This window comes from Sphingobacterium multivorum, from assembly GCF_900457465.1.
In the GTDB taxonomy this organism is placed as follows: Bacteria; Bacteroidota; Bacteroidia; order Sphingobacteriales; family Sphingobacteriaceae; genus Sphingobacterium; species Sphingobacterium multivorum.
This window is the reverse complement of sequence record NZ_UAUU01000008.1, coordinates 493060-508937: the sequence shown is the minus strand read 5'-3', so window position 1 is coordinate 508937 and position 15878 is coordinate 493060. Positions and strand designations below refer to the sequence as shown.

Annotated in this window: 19 protein-coding genes and 1 pseudogene; 9 read left to right on the top strand and 11 right to left on the bottom strand. The window is 37.7% G+C overall.

Features of this window, described 5'->3' with window-relative positions; translation table 11 throughout:
• Positions 1-30 precede the first annotated feature (30 nt).
• The 3 genes from DTA23_RS10685 (at position 31) to DTA23_RS10675 (ending at position 2609) form a co-directional block, all read left to right on the top strand.
• Complete coding sequence (locus DTA23_RS10685; protein ID WP_172462380.1) at positions 31-441, top strand: helix-turn-helix domain-containing protein; 411 nt, start codon at positions 31-33, stop codon at positions 439-441.
• Positions 442-525: 84 nt separating this feature from the next.
• Positions 526-1866: a TolC family protein gene (locus DTA23_RS10680; protein WP_112374681.1), complete on the top strand. Its 1341-nt coding sequence runs from the start codon at positions 526-528 to the stop codon at positions 1864-1866.
• Between the two features lie 107 nt (positions 1867-1973).
• A complete protein-coding gene (locus DTA23_RS10675; protein ID WP_046676237.1) occupies positions 1974-2609 on the top strand; it encodes an HdeD family acid-resistance protein in 636 nt (211 codons plus the stop codon).
• Positions 2610-2660: 51 nt separating this feature from the next.
• Here the strand turns inward: DTA23_RS10675 and DTA23_RS10670 are convergent, their stop codons facing one another.
• On the bottom strand, positions 2661-3302 hold the full coding sequence (locus DTA23_RS10670; RefSeq protein ID WP_112374680.1) for a peptidylprolyl isomerase: 642 nt from the start codon (positions 3300-3302) through the stop codon (positions 2661-2663).
• Positions 3303-3521: 219 nt separating this feature from the next.
• Here DTA23_RS10670 and mgrA point away from each other — a divergent pair.
• A pseudogene (gene mgrA / locus DTA23_RS10665) lies at positions 3522-4552 on the top strand (L-glyceraldehyde 3-phosphate reductase).
• A 101-nt stretch (positions 4553-4653) separates the two neighbouring features.
• Here the strand turns inward: mgrA and DTA23_RS10660 are convergent.
• From DTA23_RS10660 to DTA23_RS10640, 5 genes are all read right to left on the bottom strand, one after another.
• Entirely contained in the window at positions 4654-5181 is a 528-nt protein-coding gene (locus DTA23_RS10660) for a DUF1697 domain-containing protein (RefSeq protein ID WP_070560882.1), read from the bottom strand.
• 9 nt (positions 5182-5190) lie between these two features.
• The gene (locus DTA23_RS10655; protein ID WP_112374679.1) at positions 5191-5493 is read right to left on the bottom strand and encodes an MGMT family protein; all 303 of its coding nucleotides are present in this window, start codon (positions 5491-5493) and stop codon (positions 5191-5193) included.
• A gap of 127 nt (positions 5494-5620) precedes the next feature.
• Entirely contained in the window at positions 5621-6115 is a 495-nt protein-coding gene (locus DTA23_RS10650; RefSeq protein WP_112374678.1) for a hypothetical protein, read from the bottom strand.
• Positions 6116-6398: 283 nt separating this feature from the next.
• On the bottom strand, positions 6399-6608 hold the full coding sequence (locus DTA23_RS10645; protein ID WP_112374677.1) for a hypothetical protein: 210 nt from the start codon (positions 6606-6608) through the stop codon (positions 6399-6401).
• Entirely contained in the window at positions 6598-7500 is a 903-nt protein-coding gene (locus DTA23_RS10640; protein WP_239468871.1) for a class I SAM-dependent methyltransferase, read from the bottom strand. The genes DTA23_RS10645 and DTA23_RS10640 overlap by 11 nt, the downstream gene beginning before the upstream one ends.
• On the opposite strand from DTA23_RS10640, the gene DTA23_RS10635 reads away from it, so the two are divergent.
• From DTA23_RS10635 to DTA23_RS10625, 3 genes are all read left to right on the top strand, one after another.
• On the top strand, positions 7472-8698 hold the full coding sequence (locus DTA23_RS10635; protein WP_172462379.1) for a transposase: 1227 nt from the start codon (positions 7472-7474) through the stop codon (positions 8696-8698). The genes DTA23_RS10640 and DTA23_RS10635 overlap by 29 nt on opposite strands.
• A gap of 11 nt (positions 8699-8709) precedes the next feature.
• A complete protein-coding gene (locus DTA23_RS10630; RefSeq protein ID WP_146753059.1) occupies positions 8710-9366 on the top strand; it encodes an argonaute/piwi family protein in 657 nt (218 codons plus the stop codon).
• Between the two features lie 686 nt (positions 9367-10052).
• On the top strand, positions 10053-10313 hold the full coding sequence (locus DTA23_RS10625) for a winged helix-turn-helix transcriptional regulator (protein ID WP_112374674.1): 261 nt from the start codon (positions 10053-10055) through the stop codon (positions 10311-10313).
• A 527-nt stretch (positions 10314-10840) separates the two neighbouring features.
• Here DTA23_RS10625 and DTA23_RS10620 read toward each other — a convergent pair.
• The 5 genes from DTA23_RS10620 to DTA23_RS10600 all read right to left on the bottom strand — a co-directional run bounded on the left by DTA23_RS10620 (position 10841) and on the right by DTA23_RS10600 (position 13706).
• Positions 10841-11194: a cupin domain-containing protein gene (locus DTA23_RS10620; RefSeq protein WP_112374673.1), complete on the bottom strand. Its 354-nt coding sequence runs from the start codon at positions 11192-11194 to the stop codon at positions 10841-10843.
• Between the two features lie 2 nt (positions 11195-11196).
• Entirely contained in the window at positions 11197-11607 is a 411-nt protein-coding gene (locus tag DTA23_RS10615) for a VOC family protein (protein ID WP_112374672.1), read from the bottom strand.
• A 13-nt stretch (positions 11608-11620) separates the two neighbouring features.
• Positions 11621-12223 (bottom strand): thioredoxin fold domain-containing protein, encoded by a 603-nt coding sequence (locus DTA23_RS10610; RefSeq protein ID WP_112374671.1) that lies wholly within the window; start codon positions 12221-12223, stop codon positions 11621-11623.
• Positions 12224-12288: 65 nt separating this feature from the next.
• The gene (locus tag DTA23_RS10605) at positions 12289-12861 is read right to left on the bottom strand and encodes a Crp/Fnr family transcriptional regulator (RefSeq protein WP_112374670.1); all 573 of its coding nucleotides are present in this window, start codon (positions 12859-12861) and stop codon (positions 12289-12291) included.
• Between the two features lie 386 nt (positions 12862-13247).
• Positions 13248-13706, bottom strand: a complete 459-nt coding sequence (locus tag DTA23_RS10600) for a pyridoxamine 5'-phosphate oxidase family protein (protein WP_112374669.1) — start codon at positions 13704-13706, stop codon at positions 13248-13250.
• Between the two features lie 108 nt (positions 13707-13814).
• Here DTA23_RS10600 and DTA23_RS10595 point away from each other — a divergent pair, with 108 nt between their 5' ends.
• Complete coding sequence (locus tag DTA23_RS10595) at positions 13815-14417, top strand: TetR/AcrR family transcriptional regulator (protein WP_112374668.1); 603 nt, start codon at positions 13815-13817, stop codon at positions 14415-14417.
• A 222-nt stretch (positions 14418-14639) separates the two neighbouring features.
• Positions 14640-15803 carry an MFS transporter gene (locus tag DTA23_RS10590; protein ID WP_112374831.1) on the top strand — a complete coding sequence of 388 codons (1164 nt, stop codon included), beginning with the start codon at positions 14640-14642 and terminating at the stop codon, positions 15801-15803.
• Positions 15804-15878: the final 75 nt, after the last annotated feature.

Genomic DNA, 15878 nt, shown 5'->3' with positions numbered 1-15878 from the left:
TTTCTCCAAAAAGCCAACATCAATATTTTTATGGCTATTATCTACCTTTTGGCCGATGTGATCTATACTGCTGGTGAAAGCTCCGGAAAGGCACGCAACAAGAGAAAGGAAGAAATTACCGTACATTTTTTACAGCTTATCGCCGACCACTACAAAGCGCAGCGCGATCTCGCATTCTACGCCGACCGCCTCCACATTTCCATCAAATACCTGTCGATCAGCGTCAAGGAGATTACACAAGAATCGCCCTCGGAAATTATCAGTAACTGGCTAGTCACAGAAGCTAGAGCGCAGCTCACCATTTCTACCAAAACAATCAACCAGATCTCACAAGAGTTTAATTTTTCAGATCAATATGCTTTTAGCAAGTTTTTCAAAAAACATGTCGGCATAACACCTAAGCTATTTCGTGAACAACAGGTAAATCTTGTTACCAATTGAACATCATAAAGCAGTAATCAAACATTTCTTGTCACCCCAGGGCATGCTAACTTTGTAGCACATATATAAACAAAGTTAAATACCATGAATACAAAGTCAAGAGCCCGAAAAATAGGTTTTTACTTGACGTTATGCTTCTTTACATTCTTTTGCAATCAAACATACGGTCAAGACAGCATAAACAGCCGAAAAATATCAATTGAAAAACTGTTCGAACTTGCTATCCATAACCACCCAAATCTTATTGTTTCGGCGTCGGCCGTAAGTATCGCCCAACAAAAAACGGAAGTTGCAAAATTAAGAAGGCTTCCCGAAATCAGTGCTTCAGCATCGGCTTTTTACCTCGGCAACGCTGCGTTGATCGACAAAGACCTTTCGGGGTCGGAAAAAGTCCCTTTACCCCATTTCGGTAACAACTATGCATTGGAAGCGAAAGAACTTATCTGGAAGGGCGGTGTCGTAAAAAATAGCATCAAAGCATCCTCGCTGGGCGAAGAACTGGCTGAATTGGACCATAAGAATGAAGAACAGAACATTAAAATTTTGGTTTTAGGCTATTACCTTGATCTATTTAAACTGAAAAATCAAGAAGCTGTCTACAATCAAAATATTGAGCTTGCGCACAAGAGACTGGACCTGACGGAAAAATTATATAAACAGGGCATGATCACCAAAAATGATGTTATCCGCAACCAATTGCAAATATCCGAGTTGGAGTTAGCCAAAGAGGTGATTCAGAATAATCGGAAAATCCTGAATGACGAGCTTATAGTCGCATTAGGGCTACCGGAGGGCACAGTAATTGAGCCGGATGACAAACTATTAAACAGCAGCTTTCAGCTGGCAGACCTCGCGAGCTTAAAACAAGACGCTTACGTTTCCAGTCCCGGTCTACAACTTGCGGCCAAGGAAACCGAACTTTTACTGACAGAAAAGGCTATTACAAAATCAGAGCGATCCCCTGCCCTCAGCCTATTCGCGGGAAACAGTCTTGTGAAACCTATCACCAATGTGATGCCGGTGATCGACAAGTATATGAATACCTGGAATACCGGTATCTCCCTGAATTATACGATTTCTTCCATCTACACGACAGGAAAAAAGCTTAAACTAAATGATCTACAAATTGAAAAGAACGAAAAATACACAAGTGCTCTGAAACAAAAAACCAGCGTCGCTGTTAATACTGCATACATTAAATACAATGAGGCCTACTCACAACGCAAGACGCTGGAGTACAATAAAGCTCTTGCAGATGAGAACTATCGTATTATTGAGAAAAAGTACTTGAACCAATTGGCGTTGATCGTCGATATCATGGATGCTTCAAACTCAAAACTTGAAGCGGAATTGAAATACACAAATGCTGAAATCAATATTGTGTATGCATATTACAAACTTTTAAAAGAGACTGGAAAGATCTAGTACATTTTCCTTTTGCCTAATTTAATCAGTTTTATATATGTAAGGCCTCATTAAGTAATTAATGGGGCTTTTTTATCGACAATACTGCATCATCTTAACTCATTATTATGGCAAATTCATTTTTTAAAACAATCAGATCATCCATCAAGCACTGGTATATTCCATTGATTATCGGCATTCTATTAATTCTTTTGGGGTTCTATACCATTTACACACCTGTTGCCGCATTTCTCACATTAGCGATTCTATTTTCATGGTCATTTATTATTTCCGGTATTTTGGAAATTATCTTTGCCGTGCAGAACAAAGATGAAGTGGACGGTTGGGGTTGGTACCTCACCGGAGGGATTCTTTATACCCTATTCGGCATATTACTGATTGCCAACCCGTTGCTTTCAGCCAGCACGTTGGCGTTTATTGTAGGCTTTTATGCGCTCTTTAAATCCTTTCAGTTGCTATCCTTTTCTTTTGACCTCAAAAATTACGGCAGTAAATCTTGGGGCTGGAATTTATTATTTGCCATTTTAGGCATTATTTTCAGCTTTATCTTACTTTGGAATCCGCTATTTGCAGGTTTTTCGCTGGTCATATGGACCGGAATGGCCATAAGTACGGTGGGCTTTGCAGCCTGTGTCTTTGCATTTCAGCTGAAAAGTCTCAAAGACATCCCGAGCAAGCTGCCAGACGAGTGGAAAGAGCGTTATCAGAAGCTTAAAGAAGAATTTGATCAACACCGCAAATAGAAAAAGGGCTTAATTGCCCTTTTTTTATCAATATTGCTCCGACTGTTAAGTTTATTTACTTATTTCGACAATCTTAAAAGGCACATTATGAAGTGGAAAATCTTGTTTATCCGTCTTTACCCGACTGATTTTCATGATCACCTCTAATCCCTCATAAATCTCGCCAAAAACGGTAAAATCGTGATCAAGTCTTGGCTGTCCGCCACGAGCCAAGTACTCCTGACGTTGTGCTGCAGTATATTTTATCCCTTTCTTCAATTCCAGACTATCCAGTTCTGCTGCCGTGATTTTCTTTCCGACCACGAAATAGATCTGATTCAAAAAAGATGCTTTTGCGGGGTTTCCATCCCGTCCTGCACCCAAGGCACCTATTTTATGATACGCCCGGTCATCGAACTCTGCCGCCAATCGCGGTTTTCTATGAAGAGGATCTGCCGCCTCACGTTTTTCAATATCGATATCATGCTCTCCGCCCTGCACAACAAAATTTTCGATAATGCGATTAAACAATGCTCCTTGATAGACCGTATCCCGAATAGATCGCAACATCAAATCGCGATGATTGTGGGTATAATCATAAAGTACAACTTTAAAATCGCCAAAATCAGTCTTGAAAAGTAAATGTTTTGATTGGGCATAACAATTCCCCAATACAATAAAAACAAAGCTTAGGATGGTTAGAATTTTCCTCATCGTATGAATTAATCGTTTTCTTAGATTTCATATAAAAATACATTAAATTTCGATTTTTGAAAGACATTGAGCGGCAGTTTTCCAAATGCTCTCGAAGAATATCTGTACAGGATACTTTCAAAACTTTTCCTGCACTAAAAAATTACAGCCATGGTATGGAATTAAAACTTGCAAATAAGCGTAAATTTATCTTAGTTTGGATTAAAACTATTCAAGACTATGCAGTATACAGCAAATCCAGACCGATATCAAGATATGATCTATAATCGTTGTGGTCAATCCGGTCTTCTATTGCCTGCCATCTCATTGGGAATGTGGCATAATTTCGGTGACGACACAGCCCATCAAACGAAAGTTGATATTTGCACAACAGCGTTTGACCTGGGAATTACCCATTTCGATCTCGCAAACAATTATGGTCCGCCTGCTGGAAGTGCCGAAAGGGCCTTCGGACAAATATTAAAAGAACAATTTTACGGTTTACGCGATGAGATGATTATTTCATCAAAAGCGGGATATCACATGTGGAATGGGCCTTACGGAGAATGGGGAAGCCGTAAATATGTGATATCAAGCTGTGAGCAATCACTTAAACGCCTGGGTATCGATTACGTCGATATTTTCTATTCACATCGTTTCGACCCCAATACCCCTTGGAGGAGACCATGCTGGCGCTAGATCAGCTTGTCCGTAGCGGAAAAGCGCTTTATGTCGGTATTTCATCCTATAATTCGCAACGCACAAAAGAAGCCCATGCAATCCTGAAATCATTGGGCACACCTTTTATTATTCATCAGCCTAGCTATTCTATGCTAAACAGATGGGTAGAAACCGATGGCTTGCTCGATACCTTGGATGAGATAGGCATTGGTTCTATCGTCTTTTCCCCTTTGGCACAGGGCATGCTCACCGATAAATATTTACAGCATATCCCCGAGAATAGCCGTGCGGCGCAATCCAAATCACTTCAGACAAAATTTCTGAATGAAGAAAATCAAAAGAACATCCAGGCCTTACATGCAATTGCACAGCGTAGAGGGCAATCACTGGCACAAATGGCTATAGCATGGGTTTTACGCAAGAAGCAAGTTACATCGGCGCTAATTGGCGCCTCAAGACCACAACAGGTCATTGATTGCGTGGGTGCGCTGAAGAATCTGACGTTTAGCCCGGAAGAAATTCACGAAATTGATCTTTATGCAAAAGACGGCCATATTAACATCTGGGCTAAATCGGCTGAGATTGATTAAGATCAATGCCATAAAAGTTTTCATCCGAGGAACTACTTCACGCATGGCTGAATTCCATAAACTAAAAACGAGCCCGGATAATACCGGGCTCATTCCGTTAATTAACCCATTTTTTTCAATATCTTTTCAAAGGTGTTGATATTCCGGCTTGTCATCTTATCTTTCAGATTCTTTTTCCCCAACACCTTTCCGAAGCTGGAATCCAAGGTATTGCCCTTGGGTACGCGCCAATAAAAGACCGTATCGACAATTTCTCCCTTCTCTCCCGGCACATGTGTCGAATTGCTGAATTCATCCATCAGTATTGTTTCGACACCTGTTGTCCCTACAAAAGCATAGACATGGAAGTCTGTATGTATTTCAAAAGGAATATTTGCCTGCAGCAATTCCACTTCTTCCTGTGATCGGATGAACAAAAAAGCTTCATAAGAAAAATATGCCGACATGGAATCCTCTAGTAACTGCTTGAGCGAGGCGGGCGCTTTGTCCGACGAAAAAACAATATTTCCAGAAGCCAGTACCGAAGTAACGTCCGTTACACCGGCGTCCTTAAAAACCTGACTGACATCTGACATCTTCATATTGGTTCCCTTCACATTGACGCCGCGTAGAAAAGCACAGTATTTCATAGTATTACATTAATCGATTATTTCGTCCATCGGATCCCAAAACAGCTTTCTAAAGTCCTTGATCCGTAAATTATTGACAACAAGCCCCTCGGCTTCAAGCCGTTCTTGAAATTCAGGCACTGCGAGCGTGCCGCCACTGGATACAACACGGTGGGCGGGTACATCACTGGGACATCCTCCCATAGCCTTTCCGACATGTCGCGAATGATTTGGATAGCCCAAGGCTTTTGCTATCGACCCATAGGTCGTCACTCTTCCTTTCGGAATCAGCTTTGCAACCTCATATACCTGCTGTTTGAATTGCTCATCCATGGTAATTTATATTTTATTTGCCTTGATTATACATGTCAAAAAATTTTCTTTCGCTATTTCTACAGCAAAAAAGGAAAGTAAACTAAGTTACAAAAAGCTACTATAAGCTGTACAGTCTTTAGTTGATTCAATTGTCTAATTTTTTGTTTCCATATGCTTGTGGGGGAAAATATTCTTCCAATTGTCTATATACACGATTCCAGCTAGGGTTATCGTCAGCATTCAGTTTTACATATTGCCCCTTTTTTGTTGTAATGCTTATTTTTATATCTATTCCGTCGTATGGCTGACGCGATTCCTCTTCTTTAGCGGCAATAAATTTTTCCAAATCAATTTTATCCAATAACAAGTTCCATTTATCTTCCGTGTTGACATATGATTTTAGGGTACTCTGCGCTGTATCAATTGCAGAAAACAGACAATAAATACTATCTCTTGTTATCTTCATCGTATAACCTTTTGAAGGTGTTACTGTAAATCCGCCAACCATAGAAATTGACACTGCTGTAATCTCATCTTTAGTATTTTCTGCCGTCACCCGATGTGAGTTATGGGTACAGCTTTCTCCTAAGAATAGCTGTCCGACCAAAAGTGAGAACTGTAGGATCAATTTTCCGCCCATATCTTGTTCCTTTAAACGTTAATAAGTATATAATCAAACAAAAAAAACGTTATCTGTTGTCAACAGACAACGTCTTTTGCTGCTTTCCTAATTTACAAAAGTTATTAGGATTTCGCGCTCCCAATCGCTATATTCCTTACGTATCAAATTGATCCCTCGAAATACAATCTCAGCGTAAACCCACCAATAAGCAAAGCCGCAATTATCGTCATGACGAGCCTTGCCAGACTAAAGGCAACACAGACTATTGCAGTAACAGCTCCTAGGAAAAATACATTAGCGGTTAATTTTTCTTCATTCTCTTCGCTCTTTTCGTCGGGCTGTAATTGCAGGATCTGATTGCTGTATATTCAATTTTATATTCAGACAAAAGCTGTACAATTATTTCGTTGGTTTCGTTTTCGTTCAATCCCATTTTTTCTCCGAGATCAATTTCGTTTAGTTGACCATCATTGTCTATTAGTGCCCAGTAATATTTGTCTTTATTTTCCATGGTTATATGTTTTTTGTACCGCTATCATCATATGTGGGCTGAACGGAAGAAGGCAGCTATCATTTTCAGTAATTTGAATAAGCTCCATGAGTACTCTCCGCCGTTGGTAGTTCTGCATATTGGCAAAAAAGTCTTTGTCCAACCATGCCATACCTTCAACTGCGTACGTATTTAAATAGGTTAATTGTTGATTTAAAAATTCATTCTTTAATTGTTCGGGCCTATGATAAAATGCTTCTGCTAAAAGCCAAGGGAAATCAGGGGGCGGATTATGTTTGCTAAGTGTTAGTTCTTCCTTACACATTTCAAAAAATGACTTTTTGTGGATTAACCCATTTAAAAGACCTGCCAAAGTGGATGCAGTATAATTAATGGCAAAACCCAATATAACGCCGTTGTTTTTCAAAACTCGTTTGGCTTCACAAATGGTTAAATCCCGGTCCTCTTTCTCTTGAAGATGATAAAGTGGACCGTGTAGTATAATAAGGTCGGCATAATTATTTGAGAACTCTAATTTTCGAGATTCTCCTTTGTGCACAGCAAATTTGTTTTTCAATTTATTAGCTCTGTCGCGGGCTATTTTTAAATGTTTTGTAACGGGCTCCACCAAATGAACTCGATGTCCTTTCTTTGCAAGCCATTCCGAATACTTCCCTGTGCCACCACCGATATCAATTATGGTTAATGGTGAAGAGATGATGTATTTTTCAATAAGTGATTTTATTCTTTCAAACTCAAATACTCCCATTCCCTTATCAAGTCTGGTTTCTTCCGATACTTTATCGTAGAATAATTCTATTTCCAGAATAATGAATATCCCTATCAGTAGTAGTACTTGTCTTAGAATGGTCAAATCCATGGCGATGCCAACAAACGACAAATTGCTCTGCATCGGAATAGACGATTGGGCAAAGAGAAAGGGAATGAATTATGGTACAATTATCGTTAATGCCGAGACAGGACGGCCCATAGACCTACTGAACAGCAGGGATTCCAGTGATGTTGTGGAATGGCTGTCGGATCATAAAGAAATCAAATACGTAACCAGAGATCGGTCCACAGTTTATTCCAGTGCCATCAAGAGAGCTATCCCTGAGGCAAAACAAATAGCTGATAGGTTCCATTTGGTGAAAAATCTCGGAGATGCTATACAAGAGGAGATCAGGCAGGAATATATTCATTTGAAGAAAATCTCCAAAAGTATTTATGAGAGATCCGAATCAAGGAGGCCCATTGATAAAGCAGCTAAAGAAACTTTATACGCCAAGGGCAATGTTAAGCAGGCGATGTCCTCCGTAATGGTTCAAAAAAAAGAGAAGCTTTCCCAGATGATCGAAATGAAAAAAGACGGACACAGTATTTCTGAAATCGCTCGAAAAACCCAAACGAACCGGCGCACTGTAAAAAAACATCTGGAACAGGGAATGCCTTCAGCAGCAAGAAGTACGCGCGTACATTATGAAATATATATGGACGAAATTAAGCACATGTGCAGTTTGGAAATCAATCCTACGGCCATGTTCAGGTGTCTAAAGAGCATAGGCTTAAACTGTTGTGAACGATCTTTTACAAGATGGTTTTATTTGAATTTTCCCCACTATGAACATAAATGGAATAGGACGTACCCGGAGCCATTAAAGGTCAATAAACCTAAAATTGGACCTTATTCTATCCCTTTGCCAAAAACGCTGTCAATTTATGTAACAAATCCAGAATATGGAGTTTCAGAGGATACGGGAGAATGCTCAAAGGAAAAGGAAATTGTTGACAAACTGGTAAGTGAGGTTCCACTTTTATCCAGTTTTCGTACGCTTTTCGTAGACTTTAGAAATGTTCTAAAAGGAGGTTGTCCCGATCGATTGGACATCTGGTTTGAATATGTCCGATCTATTGGCCGAAGTAGAATTGACAGCTTTTGTAAGGGATTGAAAAAGGATATACTTGCGGTAAAGAATGCCATAAGCTATAATTGGACGAATGGCCTGGTAGAAGGAAATGTAAACAGGTTAAAAAATAAAAAACGTGAGATGTATGGTAGATGTGGCTTTGAGTTACTTAGAAGAAAAGTTTGTCTTTCAAAAACTGGATAATTGCATCAAAATTGGCGAAGAACCATTCTGATTTACCGATTACAGTTACCCAAATCTTTAATGAGCACGGCAAGGGAGTGATATTGAGAGGCGCAGAAGTGGAATTAAAAAAGGGAGATCGCGAACCTCACCTATCGGAAAAACAAGCTTTTGAACTCATGGATACAGCTTTAGGAGAATATTATGAAGCTTTAAAGATCTTTCCGCAACGTCTAGTAATACATAAATCCTCAAATTTTAGTGAAAGTGAAATTGAAGGATTTAGAAGGGCAACAACAAAACATAAAATTAATTCTATTGATCTTGTAACCATCATGACCTCTTCTCTAAGACTCTTTAGAGATAATATGTATCCGCCACTAAGAGGTACTATGTGCACCATCGATAGCAAGAACTTTCTTTTGTATACCAGAGGCTTTGTAAATTACTTTGAAACCTACCCTGGTGCTTACATACCGGATCCTCTTCTTATTAGACTTTTTTCTCATGATGAATCTCCGGAAGTGATATGTAAAGAAATCCTGGGCCTTACTAAGATGAACTGGAATAATACGCAGTTTGACAGAAAATATCCAATTACGATCGAATGCAGTAGAAAGGTTGGTGATATTTTAAAATATCTTGATCCCGAGGATCAACCCCAGTTAAAGTACAGTTATTATATGTAAGGCTTATCAAACTTTAACTTTTAAGGGCCCAATTAGATAAAGTTGATTAGTATTTAATGACCACCAAAGTTAAAAAAATAGTTTTACTCAATTATACTTTTATTATGAATTAGATACGTAAATTATCATAGACCCTTAGAGTGGACAGCGGCACCCTCCTCCTTAAAAAAATACTAAATCCTTAGACAAGTCAAATAGGCAGATGTTTAAAAAACACAGAAATATCGCTTTGTGCTCTTCCGAATGTAATCAGAAGAGCATTTCTTCGTTGGTTGTTCTGAAAGCATTTATCTGTAGCCGACAGCCACGGTACGCATATCGAGGTTAAAAGTAAGAAAGGTAATGGATCAACTTTTTATTTCGACTTTCCAGCAAGGATATCCACCAGCTCCAATGATTTTAAGTAATTGCTCTTTTCAAACCTATAAGCATTGGGTGCTGTTCTAAGGAGAAACGGTAATATGGTATTCACAGTTTACGTAGAGCATCATTACAAGGGGCGAAATGTTCCACTGTTAGCAGTTTTCATTCTTGTAAATACTGATAAAAAAGTAATGGGCCATAAACATTCCAAACAAATTTCAGAGAAGTATATCATTGTGAACAATAACGGAAATACTTAAGAGTACCCGAATCATCCAGAGGATTACCAAAACAAGTAGCGCTATCATCTTCAAAAATAGAGGATGTGGATTTTATTTAAAATTTTGCAAACGATATGCATTTTTAATGTATCCATTTTAAAAAAAACTAGAATTAAAATAACAATACCGGAAGCTTCACGAAGAGTTTTAAATGTGCAGCGGAAAGAAGTTGAAGAGCACGAGTTCGTTACAAAAGTTATTTGCCCTGTTGCGCCACCGAAAGTGGAATATAGTCTTACAGAATTAGGGGAGACCTTGATCCCTGTAATTTTTTCACTAGGAATTTGGGGAGATGAGCATTAGGACCGTTTAACAAAAGTAATTTTGAAATAAAACTTCAAATTTCTTTGAACAGAACCTCTTTTTATAAAGTCTAAATTTTTTTTAATTTTTCAAAGATTTTAGGAGGCTGGATGCTTTCGCTAAATAGATTATGTTATATATCGTTTTTATTTGTCCCTCGCTTTGGATAAAATCCTTATTATTAAGAAGATTTTACATTTTTAGCCAAAACACTGAAAGTAAAAGAGTTGATTCAAGAAGTATAAGTGTAAATAATTCTATTGCTATCATACAGGCAATATAATTGTTTTTATTTTGAAATTAGAGTTATACAGGACAATTCAATACTAAGGTCGAATGAACCAAAAGTCCATATGCCGCTTATAGTTTTAGATAAAAGATACAATATTCGGTTGGTAAAAAATTATAATACTTCTGTCTAATTGGAAGAAGTACCCAACGCTATGTATCCGCACTATGAATTCCATATTTGATTACCCAATAATTCGTTCATAGTCCTGCGGATACTTATTAGCGGTTCGTTTTTGTCAAATTATTTCCACTTCTTGTGGTACGATGAACAAAATCTCACAACCGATTTCAGTTCTAACCGAATGTTTGAAATTGGGTGGTGTATAAAGATAGTCGCCATTAGAAAGTTTAGTTTCATTGAAGTATGCTTCACCATTTAGAATAAAAGCTTCTTCACCTTCTGGATGGTTATGAAAGGGATATGACGCTCCCGCTTCAAATTTCAAAATAAAACTTGGCGGTCGATCCTGCTTGTCGTCGAAGCGCAGAATCTTGATATAAATTCCGCTTGTGTTTACGTCCTCTTCTATTAAAGGCTTCCATTCTGATAGTTGTGTCTGAACAACGTAATCATTTATGTTTGTTTTCATATTTATTCTTCTGCGTGTAATCCTATTTTGTTTCCTTCGCTGTCAATAATGATTGCAATATAACCTGCTGGGATTTGTGTCTTTGGTGCAATAATTTTTCCGCCTGCTTTTTCCACTTTGTCAAGTACTTTTTGAATGTCTGGACTCGCATTGATGTAGACAACGGTGCCATTGCCTGACGGACTATTTCTTTCTGATTTTGATAATACACCCGTTACTCGTCCTGATGTTGCCTGAATAATACTTGGGTTAAAAGGGAAGAAAACGGCCTGATCGTTTCCGTCTGCTCTTTGAACCATTTCAATATCCAAAATAGTCTCATAGAATTTTTTTGCCCTATCTATGTCTGTTACAGGGATTTCAAACCAGGTTATTATATTGGTTTGCTTGTCAATTTTTTTTAGCTTTTGCATATTTGTTTAAAATTTATAGTATTACGTTTAAAATATCTGACCTCTGTGCCCACACACTTTCTGGATAATCGGATAACAACCGCTGCCAATGGAAAATAAGGCTTTCGGGGTTTCTTTTGTTTATGAAGAATGAGGCAACGCCCGCCCAATACAAGAATTCGGGCAAGAATGTTTCGTTGGTACTATTTGCAATAAAATTTTCAAGTAATGCCAAAGCTGCCTGGGGTTGCGCCTTTCTTAAAAAAGCCATTGCTCTACCGATTTCCATTTCAGCTTCAAATTGGCAATTGTCCAGATACCCTATGATTTTTCTTAATTCGCTGCCATCATTAGCGAAAACAATAAAGGTAGGTGTCCATAAAATCGGTGTAGATTGAATTTTTGGAACATTCCTGTTTGTAATATCATACTTTACAAACACAAAATGATTGTCAACATACTTCCGGATTTCTGGATTTTGATAAGTGACAAGTTCCATCTTTTTACACCCTTTGCAAGCAGGTGCCCAAAAATCGACTAAAACAGGTAATTGTTTTCGTTTGGCTAATTGAAACGCTTGATCTGTTTCAGCCTCTGTAAAATGATTGATTGCTTCGTTTAACTTCAACTTTTGCATAACTAATTTGTTTCTGCAAAGTTGCGCAAGATATCAGTGGTTGACCTGTGATGATCGTCACAAAATTAATTTTGTGTTCTTCTTTTTCTAATACGGCTTAATGTTTCTCTTGCAACACCAAGAAAAGAAGCTAATTGAGAAAGTGAAACCCTTTGTAAAAATTCGGGATATTTGGTTTCCAGATATTCTAACCGTTGTTGTGCTGAATAAAGACTGAACAGCGTTGAAAATTCTTCCTGTTTTGTAGCAAACATTCGTAGGCAGTTTCGTCCTAAAACTTCAATTTCATGGGTTTGTTTAGAAGCCTGAAACAATTTGTCTTTGTCAAAAACTATGGCCGTCAATGGTTCGCAGGCAACGATGTTAAATTCTGATTTCCGCCCGCTACTAAAACTGCTTATGTTTGTCGCAATTTCATTTTCAAAGAAAAATCCTGTGTTTTTTGCAACTCCATCAATATCGAAATAGCTTTTGCAAAAACCGCTGTCAATGTAAAAAAGTGAGTTGCAAATTTTTCCTTGTTGTAGCAAAAAGTCATTTTTCTTAAACGTTCTCTTTGTCAATGCAGGTTCCAGCAAATTCCAACTGTCATGCGAAAAAGGTGTCAGCGAATGAATGTATTTTTTTAGATTTTCCATTGTTTGTTTAAATTTATCCGCTGAAGAATTACATGTTGGATTCCCGAAGAATATTACTAAAGTTCTGCGGAAAGAGATCTTTTAAGTTTTTGTAGTTGATTGACATGATATTTTCCAAATCCACATGGCGGGGCTTCTAAGATAAGTAAAAGATAGAATATTCGGTTAGGTCAATATTATTATATTTCTATCTAATTGTGAGAAGTACCAAACGGTATGGTTTTTCTGTTCATAAAGATAGTTCATAAATCTGTTCATACCTGTTAATAACGTTGATTTAAGAAAAAGTATTTATAAAGTGTAAAAATCTTCCCAAAACCATTCAATTTCCTTGAAGAAAATCAATTAGCAGCAAGACTAAGCCGATCCTAATCCGAGTGGAAAATCTATGCCAAGACAGGCAATTCATTCCATTCTTGACCTCTATCAACAATCGGGCGTAATTTTTTAATTTCGCAAGTTACTGTAGCTACTAGCTCATCAGCTTTTTCGTTCCCGTATTTTTCTCTGATTTTAGTTCTTATCTGGGCCAATTTTTCGCCTTCTCTCAAAATTTCGGTTACTTCAGCATAGATTCTTACGCCTTTGTAATCCCGCGCTCGTGAAGCGGCTTCATATACCATAAATACCACCGACTTATTTTCCAAAAGATTGTTAAGTGTTATAGAGGGGTCATCGCTCAACTCAAATTCAATGTTTCCATTTTCTATAATTCGTGGTGTTCCCATTAATGATATAGATGGTTCACCATTTTTGTTTGCAGTGCAAAGTAATTTATCGTGATGATTTTGGAAAAATTCTCTTAAATCTGTTGTTGCCAACTCATTTTTTCTTATTCTGTCCATATTTTTGCAGTTTTAATTAAGATACACTTTGTATCTTAACACAAAGGTAATGTAAAATTTTAATTAGATACAAATTGTTTCTTATTTTTGTATAGTAAAAACGAAAAAATGGCTCAACAGAAAAATAGCAGAAGACGTGGTGACGATTTGTTAGAAAGTTTGTACAATGCAACAATTAAGCTGACAGACACGATAAAATTGACAGATCTGACTTTTCAACAAATTGCAGAAGAAGCAAAAACAAGCCGGGCGGTTTTATATCGAAGATGGGCAACACCCTTTGAATTGTTGCAGGACATTTACAATTACAAAGCGCAAGAACTGTTTAGTGGCTCTTTTTTCAGCCAGCTTAAAGATAATGGTTCTTTGCGGAGTGATTTTTTACAATTACTTATGCTTTTCCAAAACACGTACAAGAAAATCGGAGTAGAAATCATTAACAATTACTATTTTTTAAGAACGCAGGACAAAGACAACAGTCAAGAAACTGAAATGCATAAAAATGCTGTCAACACATATTTGGGTATAATGGAAAAAATCTTGAAAAAGGCAGAAATGAGGGGCGAAAAATTAAAAAATGTTAATCATGTAACCCTAATGCTTCCTTTTGACCTAATCCGGATCGAGAATTTAATCAGACCCGAAAATATCAATAAAAAGCGACTTACATCAATGGTAAATGAAGTATTACTACCTGTATTTTTAAAGTGAAATATATTAAAAATATCAAGTAAAGAAATAAAGAACTGGTGGATTGGGAAACAAAATCTGCTAAAAATTACTGCAAAAAATAATGCTTGTGCATAGCTTTATGGAAGAAAAAAAACCCTATTAAATCCTTCACTTCATTTTGGGTACAACAAAAGTCGTTTTGGTTACAACGGTGTTGTAAAGATGCTGCAACTTTGCAACTATAAAATTAAATTGATTTATATGGATGCAGTGAATGCAGTTATTAAAAGAAACACGAAGCCGAATTTTTACAAAATAATCGTACCCATTATTTCATCGGTATTTTCCGTTTATCTTACTATAGGTGTTATGCTGGGGACTTTACCACAGTATATTCAAGGTCATTTAAAATACAGCAGTATCATTGTTGGAATTGTAATTGGCCTAGAATCTATAGCTACATTATTAACCCGGGCCTATGCAGGTAAGTTAACGGATACTAAAGGTGCAAAACGCAGTAGCAGAATAGGTTCGTTCATGATAGTTTCTAGCGGCGTATTTTACCTGATGGCTTCTCTTTTTAGCGGAAATGTAATTATCGCCTTATCCTTTATTTTATTAGCGGTTCTTGTACAGGGAACAGGAGAAAGTCTTTTTGTTACTGGTTCGTTAACTTGGGGTATCGGCTTGGCCGGAGTAGATCAATCAGGTAAAGTGATGACATGGAATGGAATTGCAATGTATGCAGGAATTGCTTTAGGTGCCCCATTAGGAATTGCACTGACAAATATAGCTGGTATCGAAACGGCTTTTATAGCTATCATATTGTTAGCTGTGATTAGTTTGATGGTTACATACAAACTTCCAGTTTTAGCAGTTGATTTGGAACACGTTCGGACACCTTTTTATAAAGTTATTGGAAAAATTTCAAGTCAGGGACTGGGACTTGCTTTTTCTTCCATAGGATTTGCTTGCATCTCATCGTTTGTAGCCTTATTTTTTGCACAAAAACAATGGGGAGATGCCTCTCTTGCCTTTATGCTATTTGGCGGAAGCTATGTACTCGTTCGGATATTTTTCTCTTCTTATCCCGATAAATACGGAGCATATACAGTAGCAATGGTCTCCTTTATAGTAGAAGTTATCGGTCTGTTTTGTATAGGTTTTGCACCATCCAAATTCATAGCTATTATGGGCTGTTGCCTTACCGGAGCAGGCTTTTCACTCATATTTCCTGCACTGGGCGTTCTGGCTATCAAAAAAGTATCTCCTCAAATGCGTGGAACGGCACTAGGTGCGTACGGAGCTTTTTTTGACTTCTCTTTGGGAATTGCCGCTCCTTTAGCAGGTCTGGTCGCTAAATGGTTTAGTTATCAAGCGGTTTATCTGTTTGGAGCACTTGCTGGATATACTGGAGCATATTGACCCCTCAAAATCGAATTAATTTTAGGGATGCATATTGCGTTTAATGCCCATATTCAACTGCCATACTGGCTCATG

Bases quoted from the DNA above. Each gene is read 5' to 3' on its own strand.
- DTA23_RS10685 (WP_172462380.1), top strand. From the start codon at position 31: ATGGCTATTATCTACCTTTTGGCCGATGTGATCTATACTGCTGGTGAA.
- DTA23_RS10680 (WP_112374681.1), top strand. From the start codon at position 526: ATGAATACAAAGTCAAGAGCCCGAAAAATAGGTTTTTACTTGACGTTA.
- DTA23_RS10675 (WP_046676237.1), top strand. From the start codon at position 1,974: ATGGCAAATTCATTTTTTAAAACAATCAGATCATCCATCAAGCACTGG.
- DTA23_RS10670 (WP_112374680.1), bottom strand. From the start codon at position 3,302: ATGAGGAAAATTCTAACCATCCTAAGCTTTGTTTTTATTGTATTGGGG.
- DTA23_RS10660 (WP_070560882.1), bottom strand. From the start codon at position 5,181: ATGAAATACTGTGCTTTTCTACGCGGCGTCAATGTGAAGGGAACCAAT.
- DTA23_RS10655 (WP_112374679.1), bottom strand. From the start codon at position 5,493: ATGGATGAGCAATTCAAACAGCAGGTATATGAGGTTGCAAAGCTGATT.
- DTA23_RS10650 (WP_112374678.1), bottom strand. From the start codon at position 6,115: ATGGGCGGAAAATTGATCCTACAGTTCTCACTTTTGGTCGGACAGCTA.
- DTA23_RS10645 (WP_112374677.1), bottom strand. From the start codon at position 6,608: ATGGAAAATAAAGACAAATATTACTGGGCACTAATAGACAATGATGGT.
- DTA23_RS10635 (WP_172462379.1), top strand. From the start codon at position 7,472: ATGCCAACAAACGACAAATTGCTCTGCATCGGAATAGACGATTGGGCA.
- DTA23_RS10640 (WP_239468871.1), bottom strand. From the start codon at position 7,500: ATGCAGAGCAATTTGTCGTTTGTTGGCATCGCCATGGATTTGACCATT.
- DTA23_RS10625 (WP_112374674.1), top strand. From the start codon at position 10,053: ATGTGGATTTTATTTAAAATTTTGCAAACGATATGCATTTTTAATGTA.
- DTA23_RS10620 (WP_112374673.1), bottom strand. From the start codon at position 11,194: ATGAAAACAAACATAAATGATTACGTTGTTCAGACACAACTATCAGAA.
- DTA23_RS10615 (WP_112374672.1), bottom strand. From the start codon at position 11,607: ATGCAAAAGCTAAAAAAAATTGACAAGCAAACCAATATAATAACCTGG.
- DTA23_RS10610 (WP_112374671.1), bottom strand. From the start codon at position 12,223: ATGCAAAAGTTGAAGTTAAACGAAGCAATCAATCATTTTACAGAGGCT.
- DTA23_RS10605 (WP_112374670.1), bottom strand. From the start codon at position 12,861: ATGGAAAATCTAAAAAAATACATTCATTCGCTGACACCTTTTTCGCAT.
- DTA23_RS10600 (WP_112374669.1), bottom strand. From the start codon at position 13,706: ATGGACAGAATAAGAAAAAATGAGTTGGCAACAACAGATTTAAGAGAA.
- DTA23_RS10595 (WP_112374668.1), top strand. From the start codon at position 13,815: ATGGCTCAACAGAAAAATAGCAGAAGACGTGGTGACGATTTGTTAGAA.
- DTA23_RS10590 (WP_112374831.1), top strand. From the start codon at position 14,640: ATGGATGCAGTGAATGCAGTTATTAAAAGAAACACGAAGCCGAATTTT.